Origin of the sequence: Shewanella sp. 10N.286.52.C2, assembly GCF_002874545.1 — a bacterium.
Lineage (GTDB): Bacteria > Pseudomonadota > Gammaproteobacteria > Enterobacterales > Shewanellaceae > Shewanella.
This window is the reverse complement of the sequence record NZ_MCTV01000013.1, coordinates 25324-48210: the sequence shown is the minus strand read 5'-3', so window position 1 is coordinate 48210 and position 22887 is coordinate 25324. Positions and strand designations below refer to the sequence as shown.

The window sequence follows — 22887 nt, the reverse complement described above, 5'->3', positions numbered from 1 at the left end:
TAACACCGAGGTCATGCAAACATGTAGTACAATGATATCGCGTAACATTTATCCCAACACGGATAAACAATCAGAATAAATAACAACAATAAATAATAAAAAATAAGGAAAGAACATGCGTTATGCACTCGTTGCAGCCCTTGTGCTGTCTTCTGGATTTGCCTATGCCGATGAAGGTCAGTGGCAACCCTATCAAATGCCTTCTATTGCAGATAAATTAGCACAACGCGGCATCGATATTCCTGCTAAACAGCTTGCAGATTTAACCCAGTATCCAATGAATGCGGTTGTGGGTCTGGGCTATTGTACCGCCAGTTTTGTCTCTCCCCAAGGCTTAGTTGTGACCAATCACCATTGTGCCTATCGAGCCATCCAATATAACAGCAAAACTGAACATAATTACTTAGCAGACGGCTTTCTAGCTAATACTAAAAAAGAGGAGCCATCAGCAGGCCCTAATGAGCGATTATACATCACTGAGAAGGTAACGGATGTCACTTCTCAAGTGAATGCGAATTTAAGTCGCGATCCTCTTAGCCGTTATGAAGATATCCAATCAAACCGTAAAGCATTAATCAAAGACTGCGAAACCGACGAAAACTACCGTTGTTCAGTCAGCAGCTTTCATAATGGACTTGAGTATTACTTAATTAAACAACTCATTATTCGTGATGTCAGACTAGTATACGCACCACCTGAAAGCGTAGGGGCTTTTGGCGGCGATATTGATAACTATGAATACCCACGTCACTCGGGCGATTTTACCTTCTTACGTGCCTATGTGGGCAAAGACGGTCAGCCGGCAAGTTATGCCGAAGACAATGTGCCTTATCAGCCAAAAAGTTATCTTAAAATAAATGCTGATGGCGTTAAAGCCGGAGATGGCGTGTTTGCCGCAGGCTATCCGGGAGCGACCAGTCGTTACCGCCTAACCAGCGAGTTAGAGTTTGCCAGTGATTGGATCTATCCAACCTACGCTAAGCGCTATCAACTGCAAATCGACACCATTAATCAAATGGCTGCCGACAATAACGCCATTGCGATTAAATACGCCGGTAACCTTGCCTCCATGGCAAACAGAATGAAAAAACTGAACGGGTTACTCGATGGTTTTAAAGCCACAGATATTGTCGGTATCAAACAATCACGTGAAGATAACTTCTTAGCTTGGCTTAAAAAAGACGCCAATGCTAACCATCAATTGATTGGTGAATTAGAAGCATTACTGGCTGAGCAAAATAACCTCATTCAAACTGACTATTATTTTAATAATGCCCAATCAAGTGCAATACTTGCCGCAGCTAAAAAGCTCTATCGTTTAGCCAAAGAAAAACAACTGCCCGATGCAGAGCGTGAGCAAGGGTTTCAGCAGCGTGATATGAAAATGTTTGCCGCTAACTTAAAACGCCTTGATAGAAGTTTTGATGCCAGTGTCGATAAAACCTTGTGGCTACAAGACTTGAACGCTTACATGGGGCAAAATCAGCGCGTTGAAATTCTTGATAACGCACTGAATAAGATCTCTGATGCTGAGGCATTATCAGCAAAATTAGATGCCTATTACGCCTTAACCACTTTAATGGATAAAGAGCAGCGTTTAGCTTGGATGGACAAAGACGCCCAAGCCTTTGAAACCAGCTCAGATCCGTTTATTCGCTTAGCGGTAGCGCTGCACGACACCAACATGGCACAGGAAAAAGCCGAAAACACTTTAAAAGGTAAGTTATCAACCGCTCGCCCTGAATACATGAAAGCCATCATCAGCTATTACAAAGCCAATGACTGGCCTGTGTATCCAGATGCCAATCGCACCTTACGGATCACCTACGGCATGGTCGATGGTTATCAGTCTGCAGATGCACTCTATAAGCAGCCTTTTACCCGTCTCGAAGGCATAGTGGCTAAACATACTGGCGAAGATCCATATAACGCGCCACAAAAGCTATTAACGGCAATTAAAGCCAATGATAACGGTGAGCACTCTGTCGCATCGGTTTATCAAGATCCACGCTCATGGATTTGTCGTTTATTCTCTTGTTTAGATACGCCAGAAGAATTTAACTCAGTGCCGGTTAACTTCTTATCCAGTGTTGACACTACAGGTGGTAACTCAGGTTCACCGGTATTTAACGGTAAAGGTGAGTTAGTAGGTTTGAACTTTGATTCAACTTACGAGGCGATTACTAAAGATTGGTTCTTTAACCCAACGATAACCCGTGCAGTACACGTAGACTTTCGTTACATCCTATGGATGATGGATAAAGTTGATCACGCCCAAAACTTGATTGATGAGTTAGAGCTAGTAAGAAATTAGAGTAACACGCCCCAACTTGTGCAAACGAGCTTGGGGTGACCCTGACCACTCTCATTACAGGTAAAGCTGAAGCCTTAAAAGCCTAAAATTAAGACATAAAAAAACACCGCCAATTGGCGGTGTTTTTATTTAAATCAATGAGCTATTAATCTTCTGCAACAACAGAGATTTTAACTACTGATTTAACTTCAGTGTGAAGTTGAACTTCAACTTCAAAGTCACCTAGGTTGCGTAAAGCACCTAAAGGTAGACGTACTTCAGCTTTAGCTAGCTCAACGCCTGCTGCAGTAACTGCATCAGCGATGTCGCGGTTGCCCACTGAACCGAATAATTTACCTTCGTCACCAGCTTTAGAAGCGATAACAACTGACTCTAATGCAGCAAGCTTTTCAGCGCGAGCAGTACAAACACTTAATTCAGCAGCTAATTTAGCTTCTAATTCAGCGCGACGTGCTTCGAAAACTTTAACGTTTTCGTCATTAGCGATAACAGCTTTGCCTTGTGGCAAAAGGAAGTTACGAGCATAACCAGCTTTAACAGCAACTTGGTCACCTAAGTTGCCTAGGTTAGCGATTTTATCAAGCAGAATAACGTTCATTATCTAATTCCTCTGATTTAAATACTGCGATTACTGATGTAAATCAGTGTAAGGCAGTAGAGAAAGATAACGAGCACGCTTAATCGCGCGAGCTAGTTGGCGTTGATATTTAGCACTAGTACCAGTAATACGGCTAGGAACAATCTTACCGCTTTCAGTTACGTAGTTTTTTAAAGTAACGATATCTTTGTAATCAATTTCTGCAACACCTTCAGAGGTGAAACGACAGAACTTGCGACGACGGAAATAACGTGCCATGTTGACAGTCTCCTAAGTTTTCAATTCGACATTTTCGGCATGCAAAACCAATTTATTTTGGCCATTTCGCCCTTGTTGTAAAGAGATAAACCCTTCAACTTGGACCTGCACACCTGCTTTTAATTCTTCTGTTACGCTGTTAAAGCGCTTACCACTTAATATGACTTGGATCAGACAATAAACATTTCTCAACATTTGATCGTCATACCGCTGTGTTTTGTGTTCTAGCGTAATCACCTTATGGGGAATGCCGCTGGGACTATCAAAACGCTTTGAACGAGTTATCGTTCCGGTCAACACTAAGTGATTAATCACAGACTAATTATTCAGCAGTTTCTTCAGCGCTTGCTTCAACTTCTTTTTCAGCAGCTGGTGCAGCAGTAGGAGCACGACGTGAATCACGCTCATCTTTTGCTTTAGCCATTGGAGAAGCTTCAGTAACAGCAGTTTTAGTGCGCATTACCATGTTACGCAGAACAGCGTCATTGAAACGGAAAGCTGTTTCTAACTCTTCGATAGACTCTGCAGTTGCTTCTACGTTCATAAGAACATAGTGAGCTTTATGTAGGTCTTGAATTGGGTAAGCCAATTGACGACGACCCCAATCTTCTAAACGGCTGATAGTACCGTTAGCATCAGTGATTACACTGCTGTAACGCTCGATCATACCTGGGACTTGTTCACTTTGATCTGGGTGAACCATAAATACGATTTCATAATGACGCATTTATTGCTCCTTACGGTTAATTAGCCTCACGTGTGGCTCAGTCAGACCAAGTTGGAGGCAAGGAACGGAATTAAATGACTGATTTAAGCGCGGGATGATACATAAAGCCCGCACAAAACTCAAGCAATACTTGTGTGGTGCATGCTTTATTACCTTTAACTGATTAACTCACTCAAGCAGGCGTTGACAGCAATGACGGTAAATAATGAAAATACCCAGCAAAAAACAATAACCAGCGTGAAATTTAATTTGATATTGAATACACAGATGAAGCCATTGAGCGCTTTGCAGCCACTGCGAATACAGGTATTATGGCGCTTCATCCGTATTTCAGGCGTTCCTAATAACTATATAGAAACAACGTAATGAAAAAAGTCTGTATCTTTATGTCTTCTCTTCTCACAACGTCTTCAGCGTGGGCACTTGTTCCCCCAGACTATAAAGAGCCTCCCAGTGACTTTAAGGCTGAAATTGAAGCCGGTATGCAACTCAATACTGGTAATAACCAATCGCAAAACTTCAACGGCCGCACCTACTTAAATTACGATACTGAAAAAGCCCGTCAGGAATTTACCTTTAAGGTGTATTACGCCGCAGATAAAGACTCTACCACGGCTGAAAAGTATGATGTATTTGCCCAGTCGAGTTATAAGCTAGAAAGCGGCTATATTTTTGGCCGCGGTGAATTTACCTGGGATGATTTTGGTAGTTATACCAAACTGTCGACGGTTTCTACCGGTTATGGTTTTGATTTACTCTCAAACTATACCCAGAGCCTGAGCATAGAAGTCGGCCCCGGTTACCGTTATGACTTACCCAAAGCAACAGATACAGACTTAAACCCTGCAGCCAACCAAGACATCATTTTGCGTACCGCCGCCAAGTACAATGTGAAACTGCAAGAATATACCAGCCTCAATGCCGATTTGACCTCTGAAGTGGGTGAAGATAACAATACCTTGACCTTAGACGTCAGTTACAGAAATACCTTTTTACAGGACTGGGCCTTTAAACTCGGGGTGAACGTGAGATACACAGCGGTAGTTCCTGAAGACAGTGTAAAAACCGATACCATCACCACATTTAACTTGCTATATACTTTCCAATAAATTGCAACGCCGTTACAGCGGCCTGTAATGAGCCTTTTCAACATTCCAGATACAAAAAACGGGCCTTAAGGCCCGTTCCACTATCTGCTGATCAGCTCAGTAAATTACTTCACTAAACGTTGACGCACAGCTTCAAACAAACAAATACCGGTTGCCACTGATACATTCAAGCTTGAGACACTTCCCGCCATCGGGATTGACACTATTGAATCACAGCTTTCACGGGTTAAACGGCGTAAACCTTTATCTTCTGCGCCCATCGCAATGGCTAAAGGCCCTTTTAAGTCTGCTTGGTATAACTCACAATCCGCTTCACCGGCGGCACCAATAATCCACACCCCTTTTTGCTGAATATGACGCATAGTACGGGCAAGGTTGGTAACTTGGAATAATGGAATCGTTTCAGCCGCGCCGCAAGCAACCTTGCTCACGATTGACGTCAGTCCCACCGAGTTATCTTTTGGTACGATAATCCCTTGTACACCGGCAGCATCGGCATTACGTAAACAAGCACCTAGATTATGTGGGTCAGTGACACCATCAAGAATTAACAAAAATGGTAGGTCTGTCTTTTCTAATAAAGCATCTAAGTCCGCTTCAGCCAAGATTTTAGCAGCTTTAACTCGTGCAACAATACCCTGATGCTGAGTGCTCGATGCTTTGTCATCTAGTACTTTACGACCTGAACTTTGTACAGACACACCAAACTCTGTCGCTTTTTTGATTAATGGTAATAAACGCTCGTCATCACGACCTTGTAATACCCAAACTTCAATGACGCGTTCAGGTGAGTTGCTTAGCAAAGCTTCTACTGCGTGAATGCCAAAAATGATATCTTGTTTTTTCATTTACTTATTTTCTCTTGCGCTTTGCTTTAGTCGATGGTTTTTTAGCAGCCGGTGATGTTACACCAGCCGCTGAACTATTTGCAGCTTTAGCTGCAGGCTTGCGCTTTTTTCCGCCTTTAGTGGCAGATTTTTTCGCTTTGCCCGCTGTGCTTTTACCCGCTTTGCCAGAACGCCCCTTTGCTGGCGACTCTGCAGCTGGCTCACCTTTTGCTGATGCGCCCATTTTAGCGCCTTCAAGATTGGCTCTTTCTCTGGCTGTTAATGGCTTCTTATTGGCTTTCTTACGGCTCTTACCGTGATCACCAATCATGATCAGATCGATTTGACGATCATCTAAGTTAACCGCGGCAACTTTGACATTGACCTCGTCACCCACTTGATAAACCTTGCGGGTGTTTTCGCCAATCAAACGCTGACGCATTGGGTCAAACTGATAATAATCGCTGACTAAGCTTGAGATATGCACTAAGCCATCGATATACAAATCCTTTAAACGTACAAACAAACCAAAATTGGTCACTGAAGCAATGACAGCTTCAAATTCATCACCAACATGATCTTGCATGTATTCACATTTGAGCCAGTCGCTGACATCACGTGTGGCTTCATCTGCACGGCGCTCAGTAGTTGAACACTCTTCGCCCAGTTTATCTAGCTCTTCAAGTAGATAATGGTAGCCACCTTCTGGGGTCCACTTCTGCTTCATCTCACCTTGCTCTGCCGCTAACAAATAACGGATAACGCGATGTAAGACTAAGTCAGGGTAACGACGAATAGGCGAGGTAAAGTGTGAATACTCTTCTAATGCCAAGCCAAAGTGACCGTCATTATCAGGGGTGTATATCGCTTGTCTCATTGAGCGCAGTAACATTACCTGGATCAATTCAGCATCCGGTCTATCTGCAATTTTCAGCATTAAGTCCTGATAATCTGACGGCGTAGGTTCAGTGCCGCCATTCATTGATAAACCGCGTTCTGCCAGAAACTCTTTGAAGTTTGCCAACTTGGTTTCTGAAGGTGACTCATGCACACGGTATAACACTTCACCTTTATGCTTTTTGACGAACTTAGCTGAAGCGACGTTGGCTAAAATCATACATTCTTCAATGATTTTATGTGCCTGATTACGGCTACGGGGCACAATTGCTTCAATTTTACGTTGCTCGTTAAACACAAACTGGGTTTCAACGGTTTCAAACGCAATCGCCCCACGTTCTGCGCGGCGCTCATTTAAGGTTAAATATAACGACTGTAAACACTGAAGATGCGGGAACAAAGCTTCATGCTCAGGGGCAATCTTGCCACCTTCTAGCATGGCTGCCACTTGCGTGTAAGTAAAACGCGCATGTGAGTGCATCACTGCCGGATAAAACTTATAACCCGATAGTTTACCCGCAGCTGAAATGGTCATCTCAGCCACCATACAAAGGCGATCAACATGGGGATTTAGTGAACACAAACCATTAGAGATTTTCTCTGGTAGCATCGGGATAACTTGCGATGGAAAATACACTGAGTTACCACGGGATCTCGCTTCATCATCTAATGCCGAGTCTGTACGCACATAGTGACTTACATCAGCAATAGCGACCCATAAACGCCAGCCACCGCTAGGTTTAGTTTCGGCATAAACAGCATCGTCAAAATCGCGGGCATCTTCGCCATCAATGGTCACTAAGGGTAAATGTCTTAAATCGACGCGACCTTGTTTATCTGACTCTGGGACTTCATCCGGAATGCGCTTAAGTTTTTTCTCAATAACAGCTGACCATTTGTGAGGCAAATCGTAATTGCGCAGAGCAATTTCAATTTCCATACCTGGCGCCATTGTTTTACCGAGCACTTCGGTCACTTTGGCTGCCGCTTTAACAAATCGTCCAGGACGACGGGTTAATTCAAGCACAACAACGTCGCCAGCTCTGGCGCCATTAGCGTCTTCTTTGGCAATCAAGATTTCTTGGGTAATTCGTCTGTCATCGGCAATCACAAATGCCATGCCAGCATCAACATGATAACGGCCGACTAATGGCGCGCTGCGCTGCTGCACTAAACGAACGATACGCGCTTCACGTCGTCCACGGCGATCGGAACCTGCTTTTTGCGCCAACACTTTATCACCGTGAAAATACATCTGCATATCACGATTATTAATAAAGAGATCGTCACCGCCTTCATCAGATTTAAAAAATCCGAAACCATCACGATGGCCGATAATCGTACCGGTAAGCAGATCCATTTTTTCAGGAAGACCATAACTATGGCCACGGGTATAAACCAGTTGCCCATCACGCTCCATGGCGCGCAGTCGTCTTCTTAACGCTTCTAAGTGGTCTTCATCAACCATTTTTAGCGCGGCGGCGATATGTTCTCTGGTGACAGGTGACTTTTGCTCACGCAAATACTCTAGTATGTATTCACGGCTTGGGATTGGGTTTTCGTACTTGTCTTGCTCTCTCTCAAAATGAGGATCGATGATCATTCAATTTCCAAATAATTTACTCCCTCGTGGGAGTCTTAGCGGTTGTGCAGCTGTGGCTGCTGTGCTCGCTCTATTATACTGGCGGGCATTTTAGCGGCTAACATCTGCAATAATGATGTGGCTTTTTTCTGTGTCGCGGCATCATTAAATACGCTGTTATATAACCAATGGTAACCTAATTGATAATCAACAGGGCTACCATAACCTTCGCCGTATAGGCGAACTAACATCAATCTTGCAGGCAGATCGCCATTGGCTGCTGCCGGCATCACATATTGCACTGCTCGATTTTTGTCTTGCACTACCATTTCACCGTGATAGTAATATTCGGCCAGTTTCAGCATCGCCTCAGCGCTACCTTGCTCTGCAGCAGTTTGTAATAACGCCATGCCACGGGAAGCGTGTTTATCTACACACACACCATGGTTGAGCATTTCGGCCCATAAAAACTGATACATGGGCTGCTGGAGTACTTCTGCTCTAGCTTCAATATCTTGCACTAGTTGGCAGTCATCGCGTTTAACTTGCTTTAAATAAACATCATTGCGGATCAATTTAATTAATTGCTCATCACCATAGATATCCACCGCGGTTAATTCAGCAACAGCTAAATTCGGCAGTAAGCACAACACCAACAAACATAAACGCAGCATAACGATTCTCAATGACACTTTAGTTACTCTATGCATCGGCATTATAGCCTATATCTTGAGTATTAACTGCACAAACAACAATATTTAGTGGTTATTTGAATTGCCAAAATGATTTTAAAAAAGCAGTAAAAAGAAGAGAAATTGCGCGGAGTTACAGTTTCAATTTTATCGTCTAAGGTTTGTTAATTCTGCATATTAAAAAGGCCGCTAAATAGCGGCCTTTTTATGTGTTAGTTAAATGGATTAACTAATACGATTGTCTCGTTTCTGTCAGGACCGGTTGATACGATATCAACAGGCGCTTCAAGTAACTCTTCGATACGAGCAATATAATTAAGCGCTGCTTGTGGCAGTTGCTCAATTGAAGTCGCACCAAAGGTAGACTCACTCCAGCCAGGCATAGTTTCGAATACAGGAGTAACCTGTTCGTAACCTTCAGCTGCAAGTGGTGTGACAGTTTCTACAGTTCCATCAGGATACTGGTAACCAACACAGATCTTAACTTCTTCAAGACCGTCAAGAACGTCAAGTTTAGTTAGGCAGAAGCCGCTAACACTGTTGATTTGAACTGCACGGCGCATTGCCACAGCATCTAACCAACCTGGACGACGTTTACGACCAGTAGTTGCACCAAACTCTTGGCCTTTATGACCTAAGTAATCACCGATCTCATTCTCAAGCTCTGTTGGGAAAGGACCTGCACCTACACGTGTAGTGTAAGCTTTCATGATACCTAGAACATAATCTAAGTGACGAGGACCAAAACCAGAACCGGTAGCGACGCCACCTGCTGTAGTGTTTGATGAAGTCACATATGGGTATGTACCATGGTCGATATCAAGTAATGTACCTTGTGCACCTTCAAACAAGATAGGCTCACCCGCTTTACGGGCTGTATCAAGTAATTCAGTAACATCAGTACACATACTCTTAAGATAATCAGCAATTGCTAATGCATCATCAAGGGTAGTTTGATAATCAACTGCGTCACAGTCATAGTATTCAGTCAGCATAAAGTTGTGATATTTCATCACTTCTTTTAATTTAACTGCGAATAACTCTGCATTGAATAAATCACCAACGCGTAGACCACGACGAGAAATTTTATCTTCATAAGCTGGACCAATACCACGACCCGTTGTACCGATAGCTTGATTGCCGCGCGCTTTTTCGCGAGCTACATCAAGAGCACAATGGAAAGGTAGGATCAGTGGACATGCTTCTGAAATAAGAAGACGCTCTTCGACAGGAACTCCACGCTCTTTAAGCATGTTGATCTCTTTCATCAAAGCATCAGGAGCCAATACCACACCATTACCGATAATGCATTTCACATTATCACGTAAAATCCCTGACGGAATTAAGTGAAGTACGGTTTTATCGCCGTCAATTACCAGAGTATGACCAGCATTGTGGCCGCCTTGGTAACGAACTACATATTTTGCCTGTTCTGTTAGAAGGTCGACAATCTTACCTTTTCCTTCGTCACCCCATTGAGTGCCGAGTACTACTACGTTTTTGCCCATCGTCTGCTGCAAGGTTGCGGTATAAAGGCGAATTTTAACAGATTTAGGGGGGTAATATGCAAGTATTTTATGCGAAAATTATTAATAGTACTATGCCGGCAGAGACTAGGCAGCCACCTAACCGCCTGAGATTATTCTTATTTTGCATCGAAAATTCGGCTAAATATTTTTTCCATTGCAGCGGAAATAATAAGGGTCCGATACCTTCAAGTACCAAAACAAGCCCCATGGCAAACATCAACATTTGAAAATTCATGGTCTAGTTCCACTATTTGGTTTACACATTAGCAAAAAACATCGACTACACCATAACGCTTCTAAGCGGTCATCGCATTACATCGAATGACTAATTGGCGTTTTTACCTAAAAAAAGCCAATAAAAAACCCAGCATATAGCTGGGTTTTTTGAATTCTGAAAACGTATTAACGTTTTGAGAATTGTGGCTTACGACGTGCTTTACGTAGACCAACTTTCTTACGCTCAACTTTACGAGCATCACGGGTAACGAAACCAGCAGAACGTAAAGAAGGACGTAGAGCTTCGTCTAACTGAAGCAATGCACGAGTAATACCGTGACGAATTGCACCTGCTTGGCCAGTGGTTCCACCGCCCTTAACAGTTACATAGATGTCAAGTTTGTCAGTCATTTCAACTAGCTCTAGAGGCTGACGAACAACCATGCGAGCAGTTTCACGACCAAAATATACATCTAGTGGACGTTGGTTAACAACGATTTGACCACTACCTGCTTTAGCGAATACGCGAGCAGTTGATGTTTTACGACGGCCAGTGCCGTAGTACTGAGTTGCAGACATTAGCTTACTCCCGTATTAGATATCAAGAACTTGAGGTTGTTGTGCAGCATGGTTATGTTCAGTGCCAGCGTAAACTTTAAGCTTACGGAACATAGCACGGCCCAAAGGACCTTTTGGTAACATACCCTTAACTGCTTTCTCGATAATCATTTCAGGCTTATGATCTTGCAGCTTTTCAAAAGAAATCTGCTTAATACCACCGATGAAACCTGTATGTGAGTAGTAAATTTTGCCTTTAGCTTTGTTACCAGTCACAGTAACTTTCTCAGCGTTAATAACGATGATGTAGTCACCAGTGTCAACATGAGGAGTATACTCTGGCTTGTGCTTACCACGTAAACGAGTAGCAATTTCAGTAGCGATACGACCTAAAGTTTTACCTTCGGCATCAACGACGAACCAGTCACGTGTGACTGTTTCTGGTGTAGCAGTAAATGTAGTCTTCATTTTTACAAAAACCCAATGTTTAAAATTCTGTCTCAATGCTGAATGCGGAATGCAAACAACACAATGACCATTTCAAAGCCCCTTCGAGCTGAAATTGGTTTAAATCGTCCACCCAAATTCGGTGGAGTAACGAGGGCAGGTGGCGGATTATAGACAAAGCTGAGTTAAAAATCACCTAATTTCTGATAGTTTTCTAAAAAACTTCTCTGGTGCTTTAGCTGATTTCATCCCTCAATAACTATTTATGGTAAATGCTCCAACATTAAATAGTCATGTGATTGCATTTCAATCAATCTTGAGCGGCAGCGTCTAAACTCAAAACTGAGTAAACCATCTGTGTAAATATCTTCTAATGAAACTTCAGCAGAAATAATTAACTTCACATTACGCTCATAAAATTCATCTACCATCGCGAGAAATCGCCGAGCAATATCATCACCGGTTGTGGCTGAGCCCATTTGTTCAAGCCCACTTAATAGAACGGTATGGTACAAACGAGCCACTTCCATATAGTCGCGCTGGGATCGAGGGCCGTCACATAAGTCTCTAAAGTTGGCCAATAGCACCCCTTGGGATTGCTGGCGAATATTCACCTCACGGCCTTCAATTTCAATGGCGTCAGTGAATACTTCTGATTCTGGAGCAAGCTGGGCAAAATAGCTTAACAAGTTGGTGTCAGCCTGCTCATCCAGTGGGTAGTGGTAAATCTCAGCTTGCTCAAGGGTTCGTAAGCGATAATCAATACCCGAATCCACATTAAGGATTTCGCAGTTTTGGTTTATTAAGGCGATTGCGGGTAAAAATCTTGCGCGCTGTAAGCCATTTTTATAGAGGTCATCGGGAATGATGTTTGAGGTGGCCACTAACGCGACCCCTTCTTTAAATAAGTGTTGGAACAAGGTGCCCAATAACATGGCATCGGTAATGTCAGAAACAAAAAATTCATCGAAACATATGATGTTATATTGCTGCGCCATTTTGTTAGCAATAGTAATTAATGGGTCCTGAACACCGTCAAGTTCGCCTAAGTCATGGTGTAGCTGGTGCATAAAGCGATGAAAGTGGGCCCGCAGTTTTTTCTCTGTTGGCAGCGCATCAAAAAAAGTATCCATCAAGTAAGTTTTACCACGACCTACTCCGCCCCATAAATATAAACCTTTGACGCTAGGGGCTGATTTTTTAAGGCCGATTGAACCTAAAAGCCGACTCAATGAGGACTGCTGAACATCGGCTGCGATAAGTTCTTCATAAACACGTTGCAATGACTTTACCGCTTGCTCTTGGGCTAAATCATGGGAGAAACCTTCACGGGTTAAATCTTGCTGGTAATGCTGCCAAGGGCTTAACTGCGACACGGGGACTACTCTCTATATACTGCTGAAAATTCCACACAACCATAACATATCACCCTTAGCCGGCGTAACGGTAAACCACATAAAAATTAACCTTTGTTAATGATGGCTGAACTTATTGAAACTTAGAACACTCCGAGGTTATATAGTCAATACAGCTAAACTGAAGTTGTATTTACGCCAGTCACCCATAATATGTGTATAAGCAAAGATTAATTTTCAAGGAGCAAGAAACAATGAAACCCAAATTAACCTTAGTTTCAGCAGCGATATTATCCGCCTCTTTATCGTTAATGCCGGCGTTGTCCCAAGCTGCAATTCCACAAACTGTTAATGGTCAAGCGCTACCTAGCCTCGCTCCCATGCTAGAAAAAACAACTCCCGCTGTCGTCTCTGTTGCAGTCAGCGGCACCCAAACCTCTAAACAACAAATTCCCGATGTGTTTCGATATTTCTTTGGCCCTAACGCCCCCCAAGAACAAGTGCGTGAACGCCCTTTTAGAGGCTTAGGATCAGGGGTCATCATTAACGCCAAAGAGGGTTACATCGTCACGAATAACCACGTTATTAATGGTGCTGATGAAATTAAAATTGGTCTGCATGATGGCCGTGAGATTGACGCAAAACTCATTGGCTCAGATCCTGAATCTGATATTGCGCTATTACAAATAGAAGCGAAAAACCTTACCCAAGTGAAACAAACCAACTCTGATGATATCCGTGTCGGCGATTTTGCTATCGCCATTGGTAACCCATTTGGTTTAGGGCAAACCGTGACTTCAGGTATTGTTAGCGCCTTGGGCCGTAGCGGTTTAGGGATTGAAATGCTGGAGAACTTTATCCAAACTGACGCCGCGATTAATAGTGGTAACTCAGGCGGCGCCTTGGTTAATCTTAACGGTGAGTTAATCGGTATTAATACCGCCATTGTGGCCCCCGGTGGTGGCAACGTCGGTATTGGCTTTGCTATTCCGGCTAATATGGTTAACAACCTAATTAATCAAATTATTGAGCATGGTGAAGTTAAACGTGGCGTGCTTGGCGTTATGGGCCGAGACTTAGATAACGAATTGGCCAAAGCATTTGGTCTAGAAACCCAGCATGGCGGTTTTATTAGTGAAGTCATGCCTGATAGCGCCGCAGACAAAGCAGGTATAGAAGCGGGTGACATCATTGTCAGTGTCAATGGTAAGCAGATTAAAAACTTCCAAGCCTTGCGAGCAAAGGTCGCCACTATGGGCGCTGGTGCTAAAGTTAAAATTGGCATCATTCGCGATGGTGATAATGAAACCATTAATGTCACCCTTGGTGAGTCAAATAGCAGTTCAGGCACCAGTGCTGATGCATTACACCCAATGCTTGAAGGGGCTGAGTTAAGTAATAGCCGTAAAGGTATTGAAATTGCTGAAGTGGCTCAAGGATCGCCAGCCGCCAGAAATGGACTCGAGAAAGGCGATTTAATTGTCGGGCTAAATCGCAGTAAAGTAAAAAGCCTTAAAGACTTAAAAGAGCAGCTAAAGACTCAGCAAGGCGCGGTCGCATTGAAAATATTGCGTGACAATAAGCTGCTTTACTTGGTACTGCGTTAAAGCAGCACCGAATAAACCCTGTTGTTTTACCCAATAAGCATCGTAGCCCTGTTACGATGCTTAATTTTTTTAATCATGATAATATCTTGGGTACTTTTTCATAATTTAGTCAGCCAATGAATTTCAAAGACACAATTTTATATTTGACCAAAGCTGTGGCATTTGGATTAGTCATGGCGGCCGCTTTCATATTTGTTACTTCGATAACCAACAACAGTAATTTCAATAATGGCTTAACCACTACCCAGCACCACAATGACTTATCCTTTGCTAAAGCCGTTCGTCGAGCAGCCCCTGCTGTGGTCAATATTTATAGCCTTAGTTTAGATCAAAATAGCCCATTAAATTCAAGCTCGCTTCAAGGCTTGGGTTCTGGGGTTATCATGAGTAAAGAAGGCTACATTTTAACCAATTACCATGTAATTAAAAAAGCCGATGAAATTGTTATCGCGCTACAAGATGGCCGAAAATTTACCTCAGAAGTTGTCGGTTCAGATCCAGTCACCGATTTAGCGGTCCTTAAAATTGAAGGCGATAATCTACCTATCGTGCCGATCAATTTATCCAAACCTGCACAAGTGGGCGATGTGGTACTTGCCATTGGTAACCCTTACAACTTAGGCCAAACCATTACCCAAGGTATTATCAGTGCAACCGGCCGAAACGGCTTAAGTTCAGGCTATCTTGATTTCTTACAAACCGATGCAGCCATTAATGCCGGTAACTCTGGCGGTGCACTTATCGACACCACTGGCGAACTAATTGGTATTAATACTGCGGCATTTCAAATCGGTGATGAAGGTGGCGGGCACGGTATTAACTTTGCCATCCCAATTAAACTGGCTCACAGCATTATGGGAAAGTTGATTAAAAATGGCCGCGTTATTCGTGGCGCGTTAGGGATTTCAGGCGAGCCGTTAAGCCCTGTTATGGCGCAAATCCTCAACTTACCGGATTTAAAAGGCGTATTGGTCACCGCTGTTGATCCCAAAGGGCCTGCGGCAGATGCGAAACTGCGTCCAAGAGATGTGATTATCGCTTATGCAGAAGAGAGTGTTCCTGGGGTTGAAATGCTGATGGATAGAATTGCTGAAACAGCGCCCGGAGATAGCATCACAATGACCATCATCCGCGAAGGTAAGTCTTATGATGTGCCAGTGATTATTGGTGAGAAGGCTGTCGAACCTTAAGCACAAATTACAACTTAACCATTTAATCATAAAAAAGTCAGCTACCTTAGGTAACTGACTTTTTATTCTTTACTATAAAGCTTTGGCAAACAACTTAAGCAATCTACAGCTTATGCAATACGAACCACTTCACCGCCGATGGCTTTAAACTTCTCTTCGATATGCTCATAACCACGATCTAAGTGATATATACGATCAACGGTTGTCGTACCGTCAGCCATAAGGCCTGCAATCACTAAACTCGCTGAAGCGCGTAAATCTGTCGCCATCACTTGCGCACCGTTCATGCGCTCAATACCATTAATGATGCAGGTGTTACCCTCTAGCTCCATTTCAGCGCCCATACGGCTTAACTCAGGTACATGCATAAAACGATTTTCAAAAATCGTTTCAGTCACATGACTGGTGCCTTCAGCTAATGCGTTTAACACACAAAATTGCGCTTGCATGTCCGTCGGAAAAGCAGGATATGGCGCAGTTTTAATATTAACCGCTTTAGGGCGCTTGCCTTGCATATCAAGTTCAATCCAATCGTCGCCAGTATTAATCACCGCGCCAGCATCTTCAAGTTTTGCCAGAACTGCTTCTAGGCTTGAAGGATCAGCGCTTAGACAGCGAATTTTTCCGCGCGTCACGGCTGCAGCCACTAAAAATGAGCCGGTTTCGATGCGATCAGGCATCACTCTGTGGTTACAACCAGAGAGTTTCTCAACCCCTTGAATACGCAAGGTTGCGCTGCCAACACCGGTAATTTTTGCGCCCATTGCAATTAAGCAATGTGCTAAATCATTAATTTCAGGTTCGCGAGCGGCATTTTCAATAATGGTTTCACCATCAGCTAAGGTCGCAGCCATCAATAGGTTTTCAGTGGCACCAACGCTGACCATATCCATAAAGATATGCGCGCCTTTTAAGCGGCCATCAACTCTGGCTTTAATATAACCTTCTTTTACCTCAATAGTAGCGCCCATTTGCTCTAGCCCTTGCAAATGCAAGTTCACAGGTCTTGCGCCAATCGCGCAGCCACCAGGCAATGAAACATCAGCGGTACCAAATCGAGCCAGTAACGGCCCTAAAATCAAAATAGAGGCGCGCATGGTTCTAACCAAATCGTATGGCGCACAAAACTCTTTGAGATTAGTGGTTGAGATCCGATATTGGCTATTGCCTAACTCAGTGACATCAGCACCAAGGCAGCGAAGTAATTCACAGGTTGTTTTTACATCGCGAAGGTTAGGTACATTCGAAATATTAAAGTCAGTTTCAGCTAAAACACCAGCAAACAGGATCGGCAAAGCCGCATTCTTGGCGCCAGAGATGGTCACATCTCCGGCAAGGGGCTTGCTGGCTTGTATTGTTAATTTATCCACACTAATTCTCTACACTCAGTATTACGCTTACATATTAAATAATTTTTCACGCTTCCACTGAGTCGGCGTAAAAGTCTTGATAGTAAGCGCATGTAACTCACCACTGGCAATATGTTCATTCAGTGGTGCATAAATGGTCTGCTGCTGCTTCACTTTACTCATAGCGTCGAACATTTCGCCAACTGCAACCACTTTGTAGTGGCTACCATCTGAAGTCACATGTACTTCATCTAGGGTTAACGCCTCTGATAAAATCTGCTCAATTACTTTGCAATCCATGAAATGTGCTACCTTAAATTCAATGCTATTGTTCTATGAAAAAGGACTCTAAATCATACAACTCGATAAGTTTTTTTAGATGCTTACTCGGATTAGCCAAGCTCCTTGGCTGAGTGTTGTCCCCATGACAATGACCTAAACATATTAGTTCAAGCAATAAGGCCACGCCTGCACTGTCAACATACTCTAAAGCAGACAAGTCTAACACTTGAGTCGTATCAGTAAACAATTGTTGTTGATTTGGCCACAATTCTCTGACCTCAACCTGAGTTAATTGCCCTTTTAGGTGACAAATATCACCTTGCTGTGAAAATTCAATCACGCAGCATTGCCCTCGTCCTGATCTAAGCGAATATTTTGGTTGGTGCGCTCATAAAGCATGTCGATGACCTTATCGACGCCTTTTTGGCGAATTAAATTGGAAATTTCTGATTGCTTTGACGCCAGTAAACTCACGCCTTCCGCCACCAAATCAAACGCTTTCCAGCTGTCATCTTTTAGACGTCTGGCTTTAAACACCACTTTAATGGGCGGGCGACCATCTTCAATAATTTCGACGCGGACATCGATCATTTTCTCGTTACTAAAATCAGCAGCCGGGAAAAACTGTACTTGCTGACCAGTGTACTCAGTAAAGGCTTGGGCATAGGTAGCCACTAAATAACCTTCAAAAGCATCCACAAACCGCTGACGTTGTTCAGGAGTCGTGTCACGCAGGTATTGCCCCATCACTTTATACGCGGCGTATTTATAATCAACATAGGGCATAAGCTCTTCGCGAACGATAACTTTTAAATAGCTTAAATCATTGTCAATGAGGGCTTTGTCTTTATCAAAACGCGCAAAGGTTTTCTCTGATACTTGCTGCACTAGCTTGAACGGATCACGGGTATCTATGTCATCAGTCGTCAGCTCTGCAGCACCAAGCGGGCTGATGCTTAACCATAAAAAGACACTTAACATAACGCGAATAAACTGCTTCATATACCGCTCCTACTTATCATCCGATGACATGCTATAGATTAACTGACCGATTAAGTCTTCCAGTACTAATGCTGAGCGCGTGTCATAAATTTTATCGCCATCAGCGAGCATCTCAATATCATCATCCATAAAGCCTGGGGTTAACCCCAAAAACTGCTCACCCAATAAACCTGCAGTTAAAATCGATAAGCTGCTGGTCTCTGGAAATTGATCATATTGCTTATCCATAGTGATGCTCACTATCGGTACAAGCTTTTTGGGGTCGAGCTGAATATCAGTTACCCTTCCGACAACCACCCCGCCCACTTTCACTGGCGAGCGTACTTTTAAGCCACCGATATTGCTAAATTCAGCGTGTAAACTGTAAGTTGCCTGATTAGGCTTAAGCTCAACATTGGCCACATTAAATACCAGCACACAAAATGCCACTAAGCCTGACAATAAGAACAATCCAACCAATAACTCTATTTTCCGTGTCAACATACGACTAAACCACTTTAATTAATGAATGCAAAATTTACCCAACTTACCTCCCGCTAACACTCAGCAGTTAACATCAATTGCCGAACATAATCGCTGTCAGTAAAAAATCGAGCGCTAACACTGCTAAACTCGCCTGAACCACAGTGGATGTGGTCGCTCGGCTAATGCCTTCGGGGTTGGGAATGACTTCATAACCACGATATAAAGATATCCAGGTTACCACTACGCCAAAAAGCACACTTTTGATTAAACAATTTACAATATCTTGGCGCCACTCAACCGATGCTTGCAGAATTGACCAAAAAGAGCCGCTATCAATGCCTTTCCATTCAACTCCCACTAAATGACCGCCGATAATGCCAACAAGACAAAACATCATCACTAATAATGGCAGGGTGATAACCCCCGCCCAAAAACGTGGCGCTATGATTTGGTGTAAAGGGTCAACCGCCATCATCTCTAAGCTTGATAACTGCTCGGTTGACTTCATTAAGCCAATTTCAGCGGTTAATGCCGAGCCTGCGCGCCCTGCAAAAAGTAATGCCGCAACCACAGGACCAAGCTCTCTTAATAAGCTCAATGCCACCATGGGCCCTAGGCTTTCGACCGTGCCAAAATCAGCCAGTACCGTATAAGCTTGTAATGCCAGCACCATACCGATGAACAGGCCAGAGACTATGATGATCACCATGGAGCGAACACCCAACACATAAACTTGCTTGGTGATTAAGCCAATATCTTTTTTAACATTCGGCCAACGGGCAATAGCGCCCCATAACATCAGCCCTGCTCGGCCTAGACCTGAAATAAAATCCAAAGCAAAGCGGCCAATATTACTGATAAAGTTAATCACGTCCACTTAACATCTCCTGTTGATAGTCTTCAGCTGGATAATGAAAAGCCACCGGCCCATCGGGTGCTCCATGAATAAATTGCTCAATTTGTGGATTGGTTGAAGCCCGTAATTCAGCAGGCGTGCCTGAAGCGATTACTTTTTTCTCGGCGATAACATAAACATAGTCGGCAATACTCAATACTGCATCCACATCGTGGGACACGACCACCGAAGTCAGCCTCAATGTTTCAGATAATTCGCCAATCAATTTCACCAACACCGCCATCGAAATAGGATCTTGACCGGCGAAAGGCTCGTCATACAAAATCATTTCAGGCTCAAGTGCTATCGCCCGCGCCAATGCAACTCGGCGCTGCATGCCGCCGGATAACTCATTGGGCATCATCAGAGCGGCGCCCCGCAGCCCCACGGCTTGCAGCTTCATCAACACAATCTTACGAATAATAGTTTCAGCTAACCCTGAGTGCTCACGCAGCGCAAACGCCACATTATCAAACACATTCATATCGGTAAAAAGCGCCCCACTTTGAAACAACATACTCATGCGCTTTCGCTGCTCAAATAATTGTTGCCGCTTCAGTTGGTGAATGTTTTGCCCAGCAAAAAGCACCTCACCACTATCAGGGGTTAATTGACCGCCGATAAGTTTAAGTAAGGTGGTTTTACCTATGCCACTTGGCCCCATAATGGCGGTCACTTTGCCAGTTGGAATGCTGAGACTGATATCATCAAAGATAACCTTAGTCCCTCGGCTAAAGCCCATGTTCTTAACTTCTACAAGGGCTGACCTAGTGGGCTCTAAACTTGGAGTAGACATGTCTATAGAGGAAATAATAGCCTTCCTAGAGAACGAGATGTAGAGCTGAAGTGTACGAAATTGTGTAAGAACCTACAACAAATCAATCACCATGCGTTACAATCCCTAACAATTTTCGCAATAGCGATGATTTTTGTTAATATCTGACAAAAATATCGCCATAACTCAAATAATTGGAACAAGATGCTTTTTAATATCATGATGCTCATCGTCGGATTGGGCGCATTAGTTTGGAGCGCAGATCGCTTTGTTTACGGAGCTGCCGCCTTTGCTAGAAACTTAGGCCTGCCACCAATGTTAATCGGTTTAACCATTGTGGCCATGGGCAGCTCAGCGCCAGAAATGCTGGTTGCTGCCACCGCATCAATGGAAGGCATGAGCGATACTGCAATTGGTAACGTGCTCGGCTCAAACGTGGCTAACATCACCTTGATATTAGGGGTTACCGCATTGTTTGGGGCTATTTCAGTTCGCTCAGAAACCTTAAAGCGTGAAATTCCAATCATGATTGCGGCAACCGTATTAGCTGGCTACCTTATTCACGACGGCATGCTCACCCGTGTTGAAGGTGGGGTATTATTAATCGCATTTTTCGCCTTGATGGGCTATTTCATTTGGAGCGCGATGCGAAATAAGAAAAAAGATGTCCTAGCTGATGAGTCTGACGCAGAGATCCCTAAAAATGTACCCACATTACATGCTATTATCTGGATCATTGTTGGTATGGTGTTATTGCCACTCTCGGCAGACTGGATGGTGACAGGCGCGGTAGGCATTGCCAAGACATTTGGCTTGTCAGATCTGGTCATCGGCCTGACCATTATTGCCATTGGCACCAGTTTACCGGAACTAGCAGCATGCATCGCTGGCGTCCTAAAAAAAGAAGACGACCTCGCGATTGGTAATATTGTTGGCTCAAACATTTTTAATATTTTAGCAGTGCTGGCCATTCCAGGGCTGATTGCCCCAGGTGAAATCGACATAAATGCAAGCGGTCGAGATTTTTACATGGTACTAGCAACCAGCACCGCATTAGCAGTACTGGTATTATCGAGTGGCGCTAAAAAGCAGCTTACTCGCTGGCATGGAGCCCTTTTATTAATCGTCTTTATTGCGTACCAAGTTGTCTTATTTCAATCACAATAATGGGGCATAAAGATGTGTGACTCACCAAAGCGTAACCCGAAATCGCTTTGGACAATAGAGAGATACATATGACAGAACAAACACAATTGCGCCAATGGGGTCGTCAAGTCATTGATATTGAAAAGGCAGCATTAGATAACCTTTATCAATATGTAGACTCAGACGAGTTTGGCCAAGCCTGTGAACTCATTTTAGAATGTAAAGGCAAAGTCATTGTCATGGGCATGGGCAAATCTGGCCACATTGGCAATAAGATTTCTGCCACACTCGCCAGCACAGGCACGCCTGCATTTTTTGTTCACCCTGGCGAAGCAAGCCATGGAGACTTAGGCGCTCTGGCAAAAAATGATATTATTTTAGCCATATCAAATTCTGGTGAAGCCAGTGAAATTCTCACCTTAATGCCCGTTATACAGCGCATGGGTGTCCCGGTAATCGCGATTACGGGTAAACCAGAATCCAATATGGCCAAGCTATCTAAACTGCATTTATGTATTGAAGTGCCTGAAGAGGCCTGCCCATTAGGGCTAGCACCAACATCAAGCACTACCGCAACCTTGGTGATGGGTGACGCCTTGGCCGTAGCATTATTGCAAGCGAAAGGCTTTACCCGTGATGATTTCGCCCTATCCCACCCTGGTGGATCTTTAGGTCGTAAACTATTACTTAAAGTCAGCGATGTAATGCACAAAGGCGCTGATATTCCACAGGTGAAAAGTGAGCTCTGCATTACTGAAACCCTATATGAGATCTCAAATAAAGGTTTAGGTATGACTGCAGTGATCGATAATGCAGACAAGCTAGTCGGGATCTTTACTGACGGTGATTTACGCCGCGTCATCGATGCTGAAGTGAACCTGCGTACTACCGCTATTGCCGATGTAATGACAACCAACTGCATTACCATCAGCCCAGGTATTTTAGCCGCGCAAGCATTACAGATTATGGAAGAAAAAAGTATTAACGGTTTAATTGTCGTAGACGAGAACCAACGCCCAGTCGGCGCACTTAACATGCTCGATATGGTTAAAGCTGGAGTCATTTAA

Annotated in this window: 25 protein-coding genes; 6 read left to right on the top strand and 19 right to left on the bottom strand. The window is 43.7% G+C overall.

Features of this window, described 5'->3' with window-relative positions:
* The first annotated feature begins 115 nt into the window (after positions 1 to 115).
* A complete protein-coding gene (locus tag BCU94_RS06095) occupies positions 116 to 2314 on the top strand; it encodes a S46 family peptidase (protein ID WP_102475897.1) in 2199 nt (732 codons plus the stop codon).
* 145 nt (positions 2315 to 2459) lie between these two features.
* On the opposite strand, the gene rplI is transcribed toward BCU94_RS06095, so the two are convergent.
* The 4 genes from rplI to rpsF are packed head-to-tail and all read right to left on the bottom strand — an operon-like array spanning position 2460 to position 3897.
* Complete coding sequence (gene rplI, locus BCU94_RS06090) at positions 2460 to 2912, bottom strand: 50S ribosomal protein L9 (protein ID WP_076539126.1); 453 nt, start codon at positions 2910 to 2912, stop codon at positions 2460 to 2462.
* 30 nt (positions 2913 to 2942) lie between these two features.
* Positions 2943 to 3170: a 30S ribosomal protein S18 gene (rpsR, locus tag BCU94_RS06085; protein WP_055023454.1), complete on the bottom strand. Its 228-nt coding sequence runs from the start codon at positions 3168 to 3170 to the stop codon at positions 2943 to 2945.
* Positions 3171 to 3182: 12 nt separating this feature from the next.
* Complete coding sequence (gene priB, locus BCU94_RS06080; protein ID WP_076539129.1) at positions 3183 to 3485, bottom strand: primosomal replication protein N; 303 nt, start codon at positions 3483 to 3485, stop codon at positions 3183 to 3185.
* A 7-nt stretch (positions 3486 to 3492) separates the two neighbouring features.
* A complete protein-coding gene (rpsF, locus tag BCU94_RS06075; protein ID WP_076539132.1) occupies positions 3493 to 3897 on the bottom strand; it encodes a 30S ribosomal protein S6 in 405 nt (134 codons plus the stop codon).
* A gap of 365 nt (positions 3898 to 4262) precedes the next feature.
* On the opposite strand from rpsF, the gene BCU94_RS06070 reads away from it, so the two are divergent.
* The gene (locus BCU94_RS06070; RefSeq protein WP_198590856.1) at positions 4263 to 5006 is read left to right on the top strand and encodes a DUF481 domain-containing protein; all 744 of its coding nucleotides are present in this window, start codon (positions 4263 to 4265) and stop codon (positions 5004 to 5006) included.
* Positions 5007 to 5110: 104 nt separating this feature from the next.
* On the opposite strand, the gene rlmB is transcribed toward BCU94_RS06070, so the two are convergent.
* The 8 genes from rlmB to zapE form a co-directional block, all read right to left on the bottom strand.
* Entirely contained in the window at positions 5111 to 5854 is a 744-nt protein-coding gene (rlmB, locus tag BCU94_RS06065) for a 23S rRNA (guanosine(2251)-2'-O)-methyltransferase RlmB (RefSeq protein WP_102440114.1), read from the bottom strand.
* A 4-nt stretch (positions 5855 to 5858) separates the two neighbouring features.
* On the bottom strand, positions 5859 to 8333 hold the full coding sequence (gene rnr, locus BCU94_RS06060; protein ID WP_102475896.1) for a ribonuclease R: 2475 nt from the start codon (positions 8331 to 8333) through the stop codon (positions 5859 to 5861).
* 35 nt (positions 8334 to 8368) lie between these two features.
* On the bottom strand, positions 8369 to 9022 hold the full coding sequence (locus tag BCU94_RS06055) for an SEL1-like repeat protein (RefSeq protein ID WP_102440124.1): 654 nt from the start codon (positions 9020 to 9022) through the stop codon (positions 8369 to 8371).
* A 194-nt stretch (positions 9023 to 9216) separates the two neighbouring features.
* Positions 9217 to 10512, bottom strand: coding sequence for an adenylosuccinate synthase (locus BCU94_RS06050; protein ID WP_076539144.1), 1296 nt, complete (start codon positions 10510 to 10512; stop codon positions 9217 to 9219).
* A 67-nt stretch (positions 10513 to 10579) separates the two neighbouring features.
* Positions 10580 to 10768 carry a DUF2065 family protein gene (locus tag BCU94_RS06045; protein ID WP_102440112.1) on the bottom strand — a complete coding sequence of 63 codons (189 nt, stop codon included), beginning with the start codon at positions 10766 to 10768 and terminating at the stop codon, positions 10580 to 10582.
* Positions 10769 to 10935: 167 nt separating this feature from the next.
* Positions 10936 to 11328, bottom strand: a complete 393-nt coding sequence (rpsI, locus tag BCU94_RS06040) for a 30S ribosomal protein S9 (RefSeq protein WP_076539149.1) — start codon at positions 11326 to 11328, stop codon at positions 10936 to 10938.
* A gap of 15 nt (positions 11329 to 11343) precedes the next feature.
* A complete protein-coding gene (gene rplM, locus BCU94_RS06035) occupies positions 11344 to 11775 on the bottom strand; it encodes a 50S ribosomal protein L13 (protein ID WP_076539151.1) in 432 nt (143 codons plus the stop codon).
* Between the two features lie 242 nt (positions 11776 to 12017).
* Positions 12018 to 13130, bottom strand: coding sequence for a cell division protein ZapE (gene zapE / locus BCU94_RS06030; RefSeq protein WP_102440111.1), 1113 nt, complete (start codon positions 13128 to 13130; stop codon positions 12018 to 12020).
* Positions 13131 to 13363: 233 nt separating this feature from the next.
* Here zapE and BCU94_RS06025 point away from each other — a divergent pair, with 233 nt between their 5' ends.
* Both BCU94_RS06025 and degS read left to right on the top strand, forming a co-directional pair.
* A complete protein-coding gene (locus BCU94_RS06025; RefSeq protein WP_102440110.1) occupies positions 13364 to 14716 on the top strand; it encodes a DegQ family serine endoprotease in 1353 nt (450 codons plus the stop codon).
* 116 nt (positions 14717 to 14832) lie between these two features.
* A complete protein-coding gene (gene degS / locus BCU94_RS06020; protein WP_102440109.1) occupies positions 14833 to 15906 on the top strand; it encodes an outer membrane-stress sensor serine endopeptidase DegS in 1074 nt (357 codons plus the stop codon).
* 110 nt (positions 15907 to 16016) lie between these two features.
* Here degS and murA read toward each other — a convergent pair whose 3' ends face one another.
* From murA to BCU94_RS05985, 7 genes are all read right to left on the bottom strand, one after another.
* On the bottom strand, positions 16017 to 17276 hold the full coding sequence (gene murA / locus BCU94_RS06015) for a UDP-N-acetylglucosamine 1-carboxyvinyltransferase (RefSeq protein WP_102440108.1): 1260 nt from the start codon (positions 17274 to 17276) through the stop codon (positions 16017 to 16019).
* A 27-nt stretch (positions 17277 to 17303) separates the two neighbouring features.
* Positions 17304 to 17555 (bottom strand): BolA family protein, encoded by a 252-nt coding sequence (locus BCU94_RS06010; protein WP_076539160.1) that lies wholly within the window; start codon positions 17553 to 17555, stop codon positions 17304 to 17306.
* Positions 17556 to 17580: 25 nt separating this feature from the next.
* On the bottom strand, positions 17581 to 17877 hold the full coding sequence (locus tag BCU94_RS06005; RefSeq protein ID WP_076539162.1) for an STAS domain-containing protein: 297 nt from the start codon (positions 17875 to 17877) through the stop codon (positions 17581 to 17583).
* Positions 17874 to 18518 carry an ABC transporter substrate-binding protein gene (locus tag BCU94_RS06000; RefSeq protein ID WP_241904965.1) on the bottom strand — a complete coding sequence of 215 codons (645 nt, stop codon included), beginning with the start codon at positions 18516 to 18518 and terminating at the stop codon, positions 17874 to 17876. Before BCU94_RS06000 ends, BCU94_RS06005 begins: the two co-directional genes overlap by 4 nt.
* Positions 18519 to 18548: 30 nt before the next feature.
* Positions 18549 to 19022 carry an outer membrane lipid asymmetry maintenance protein MlaD gene (gene mlaD / locus BCU94_RS05995; RefSeq protein WP_102440106.1) on the bottom strand — a complete coding sequence of 158 codons (474 nt, stop codon included), beginning with the start codon at positions 19020 to 19022 and terminating at the stop codon, positions 18549 to 18551.
* 73 nt (positions 19023 to 19095) lie between these two features.
* Positions 19096 to 19881 (bottom strand): lipid asymmetry maintenance ABC transporter permease subunit MlaE, encoded by a 786-nt coding sequence (gene mlaE / locus BCU94_RS05990; RefSeq protein WP_102440105.1) that lies wholly within the window; start codon positions 19879 to 19881, stop codon positions 19096 to 19098.
* Positions 19868 to 20695 (bottom strand): ATP-binding cassette domain-containing protein, encoded by an 828-nt coding sequence (locus tag BCU94_RS05985; protein ID WP_102440104.1) that lies wholly within the window; start codon positions 20693 to 20695, stop codon positions 19868 to 19870. Before BCU94_RS05985 ends, mlaE begins: the two co-directional genes overlap by 14 nt.
* Before the next feature lie 183 nt (positions 20696 to 20878).
* On the opposite strand from BCU94_RS05985, the gene BCU94_RS05980 reads away from it, so the two are divergent.
* Positions 20879 to 21841, top strand: a complete 963-nt coding sequence (locus tag BCU94_RS05980) for a calcium/sodium antiporter (protein ID WP_102440103.1) — start codon at positions 20879 to 20881, stop codon at positions 21839 to 21841.
* Positions 21842 to 21909: 68 nt separating this feature from the next.
* Entirely contained in the window at positions 21910 to 22887 is a 978-nt protein-coding gene (locus BCU94_RS05975) for a KpsF/GutQ family sugar-phosphate isomerase (protein ID WP_076539174.1), read from the top strand.

Excerpts from the sequence above, each read along its gene's own strand:
- BCU94_RS06095 (WP_102475897.1), top strand. The coding sequence starts at position 116 with ATGCGTTATGCACTCGTTGCAGCCCTTGTGCTGTCTTCTGGATTTGCC.
- rplI (WP_076539126.1), bottom strand. The coding sequence starts at position 2,912 with ATGAACGTTATTCTGCTTGATAAAATCGCTAACCTAGGCAACTTAGGT.
- rpsR (WP_055023454.1), bottom strand. The coding sequence starts at position 3,170 with ATGGCACGTTATTTCCGTCGTCGCAAGTTCTGTCGTTTCACCTCTGAA.
- rpsF (WP_076539132.1), bottom strand. The coding sequence starts at position 3,897 with ATGCGTCATTATGAAATCGTATTTATGGTTCACCCAGATCAAAGTGAA.
- BCU94_RS06070 (WP_198590856.1), top strand. The coding sequence starts at position 4,263 with ATGAAAAAAGTCTGTATCTTTATGTCTTCTCTTCTCACAACGTCTTCA.
- rlmB (WP_102440114.1), bottom strand. The coding sequence starts at position 5,854 with ATGAAAAAACAAGATATCATTTTTGGCATTCACGCAGTAGAAGCTTTG.
- rnr (WP_102475896.1), bottom strand. The coding sequence starts at position 8,333 with ATGATCATCGATCCTCATTTTGAGAGAGAGCAAGACAAGTACGAAAAC.
- BCU94_RS06055 (WP_102440124.1), bottom strand. The coding sequence starts at position 9,022 with ATGCATAGAGTAACTAAAGTGTCATTGAGAATCGTTATGCTGCGTTTA.
- BCU94_RS06050 (WP_076539144.1), bottom strand. The coding sequence starts at position 10,512 with ATGGGCAAAAACGTAGTAGTACTCGGCACTCAATGGGGTGACGAAGGA.
- BCU94_RS06045 (WP_102440112.1), bottom strand. The coding sequence starts at position 10,768 with ATGAATTTTCAAATGTTGATGTTTGCCATGGGGCTTGTTTTGGTACTT.
- rpsI (WP_076539149.1), bottom strand. The coding sequence starts at position 11,328 with ATGTCTGCAACTCAGTACTACGGCACTGGCCGTCGTAAAACATCAACT.
- rplM (WP_076539151.1), bottom strand. The coding sequence starts at position 11,775 with ATGAAGACTACATTTACTGCTACACCAGAAACAGTCACACGTGACTGG.
- BCU94_RS06025 (WP_102440110.1), top strand. The coding sequence starts at position 13,364 with ATGAAACCCAAATTAACCTTAGTTTCAGCAGCGATATTATCCGCCTCT.
- degS (WP_102440109.1), top strand. The coding sequence starts at position 14,833 with ATGAATTTCAAAGACACAATTTTATATTTGACCAAAGCTGTGGCATTT.
- BCU94_RS06010 (WP_076539160.1), bottom strand. The coding sequence starts at position 17,555 with ATGGATTGCAAAGTAATTGAGCAGATTTTATCAGAGGCGTTAACCCTA.
- BCU94_RS06000 (WP_241904965.1), bottom strand. The coding sequence starts at position 18,518 with ATGTTAAGTGTCTTTTTATGGTTAAGCATCAGCCCGCTTGGTGCTGCA.
- mlaD (WP_102440106.1), bottom strand. The coding sequence starts at position 19,022 with ATGTTGACACGGAAAATAGAGTTATTGGTTGGATTGTTCTTATTGTCA.
- BCU94_RS05985 (WP_102440104.1), bottom strand. The coding sequence starts at position 20,695 with ATGTCTACTCCAAGTTTAGAGCCCACTAGGTCAGCCCTTGTAGAAGTT.
- BCU94_RS05980 (WP_102440103.1), top strand. The coding sequence starts at position 20,879 with ATGCTTTTTAATATCATGATGCTCATCGTCGGATTGGGCGCATTAGTT.
- BCU94_RS05975 (WP_076539174.1), top strand. The coding sequence starts at position 21,910 with ATGACAGAACAAACACAATTGCGCCAATGGGGTCGTCAAGTCATTGAT.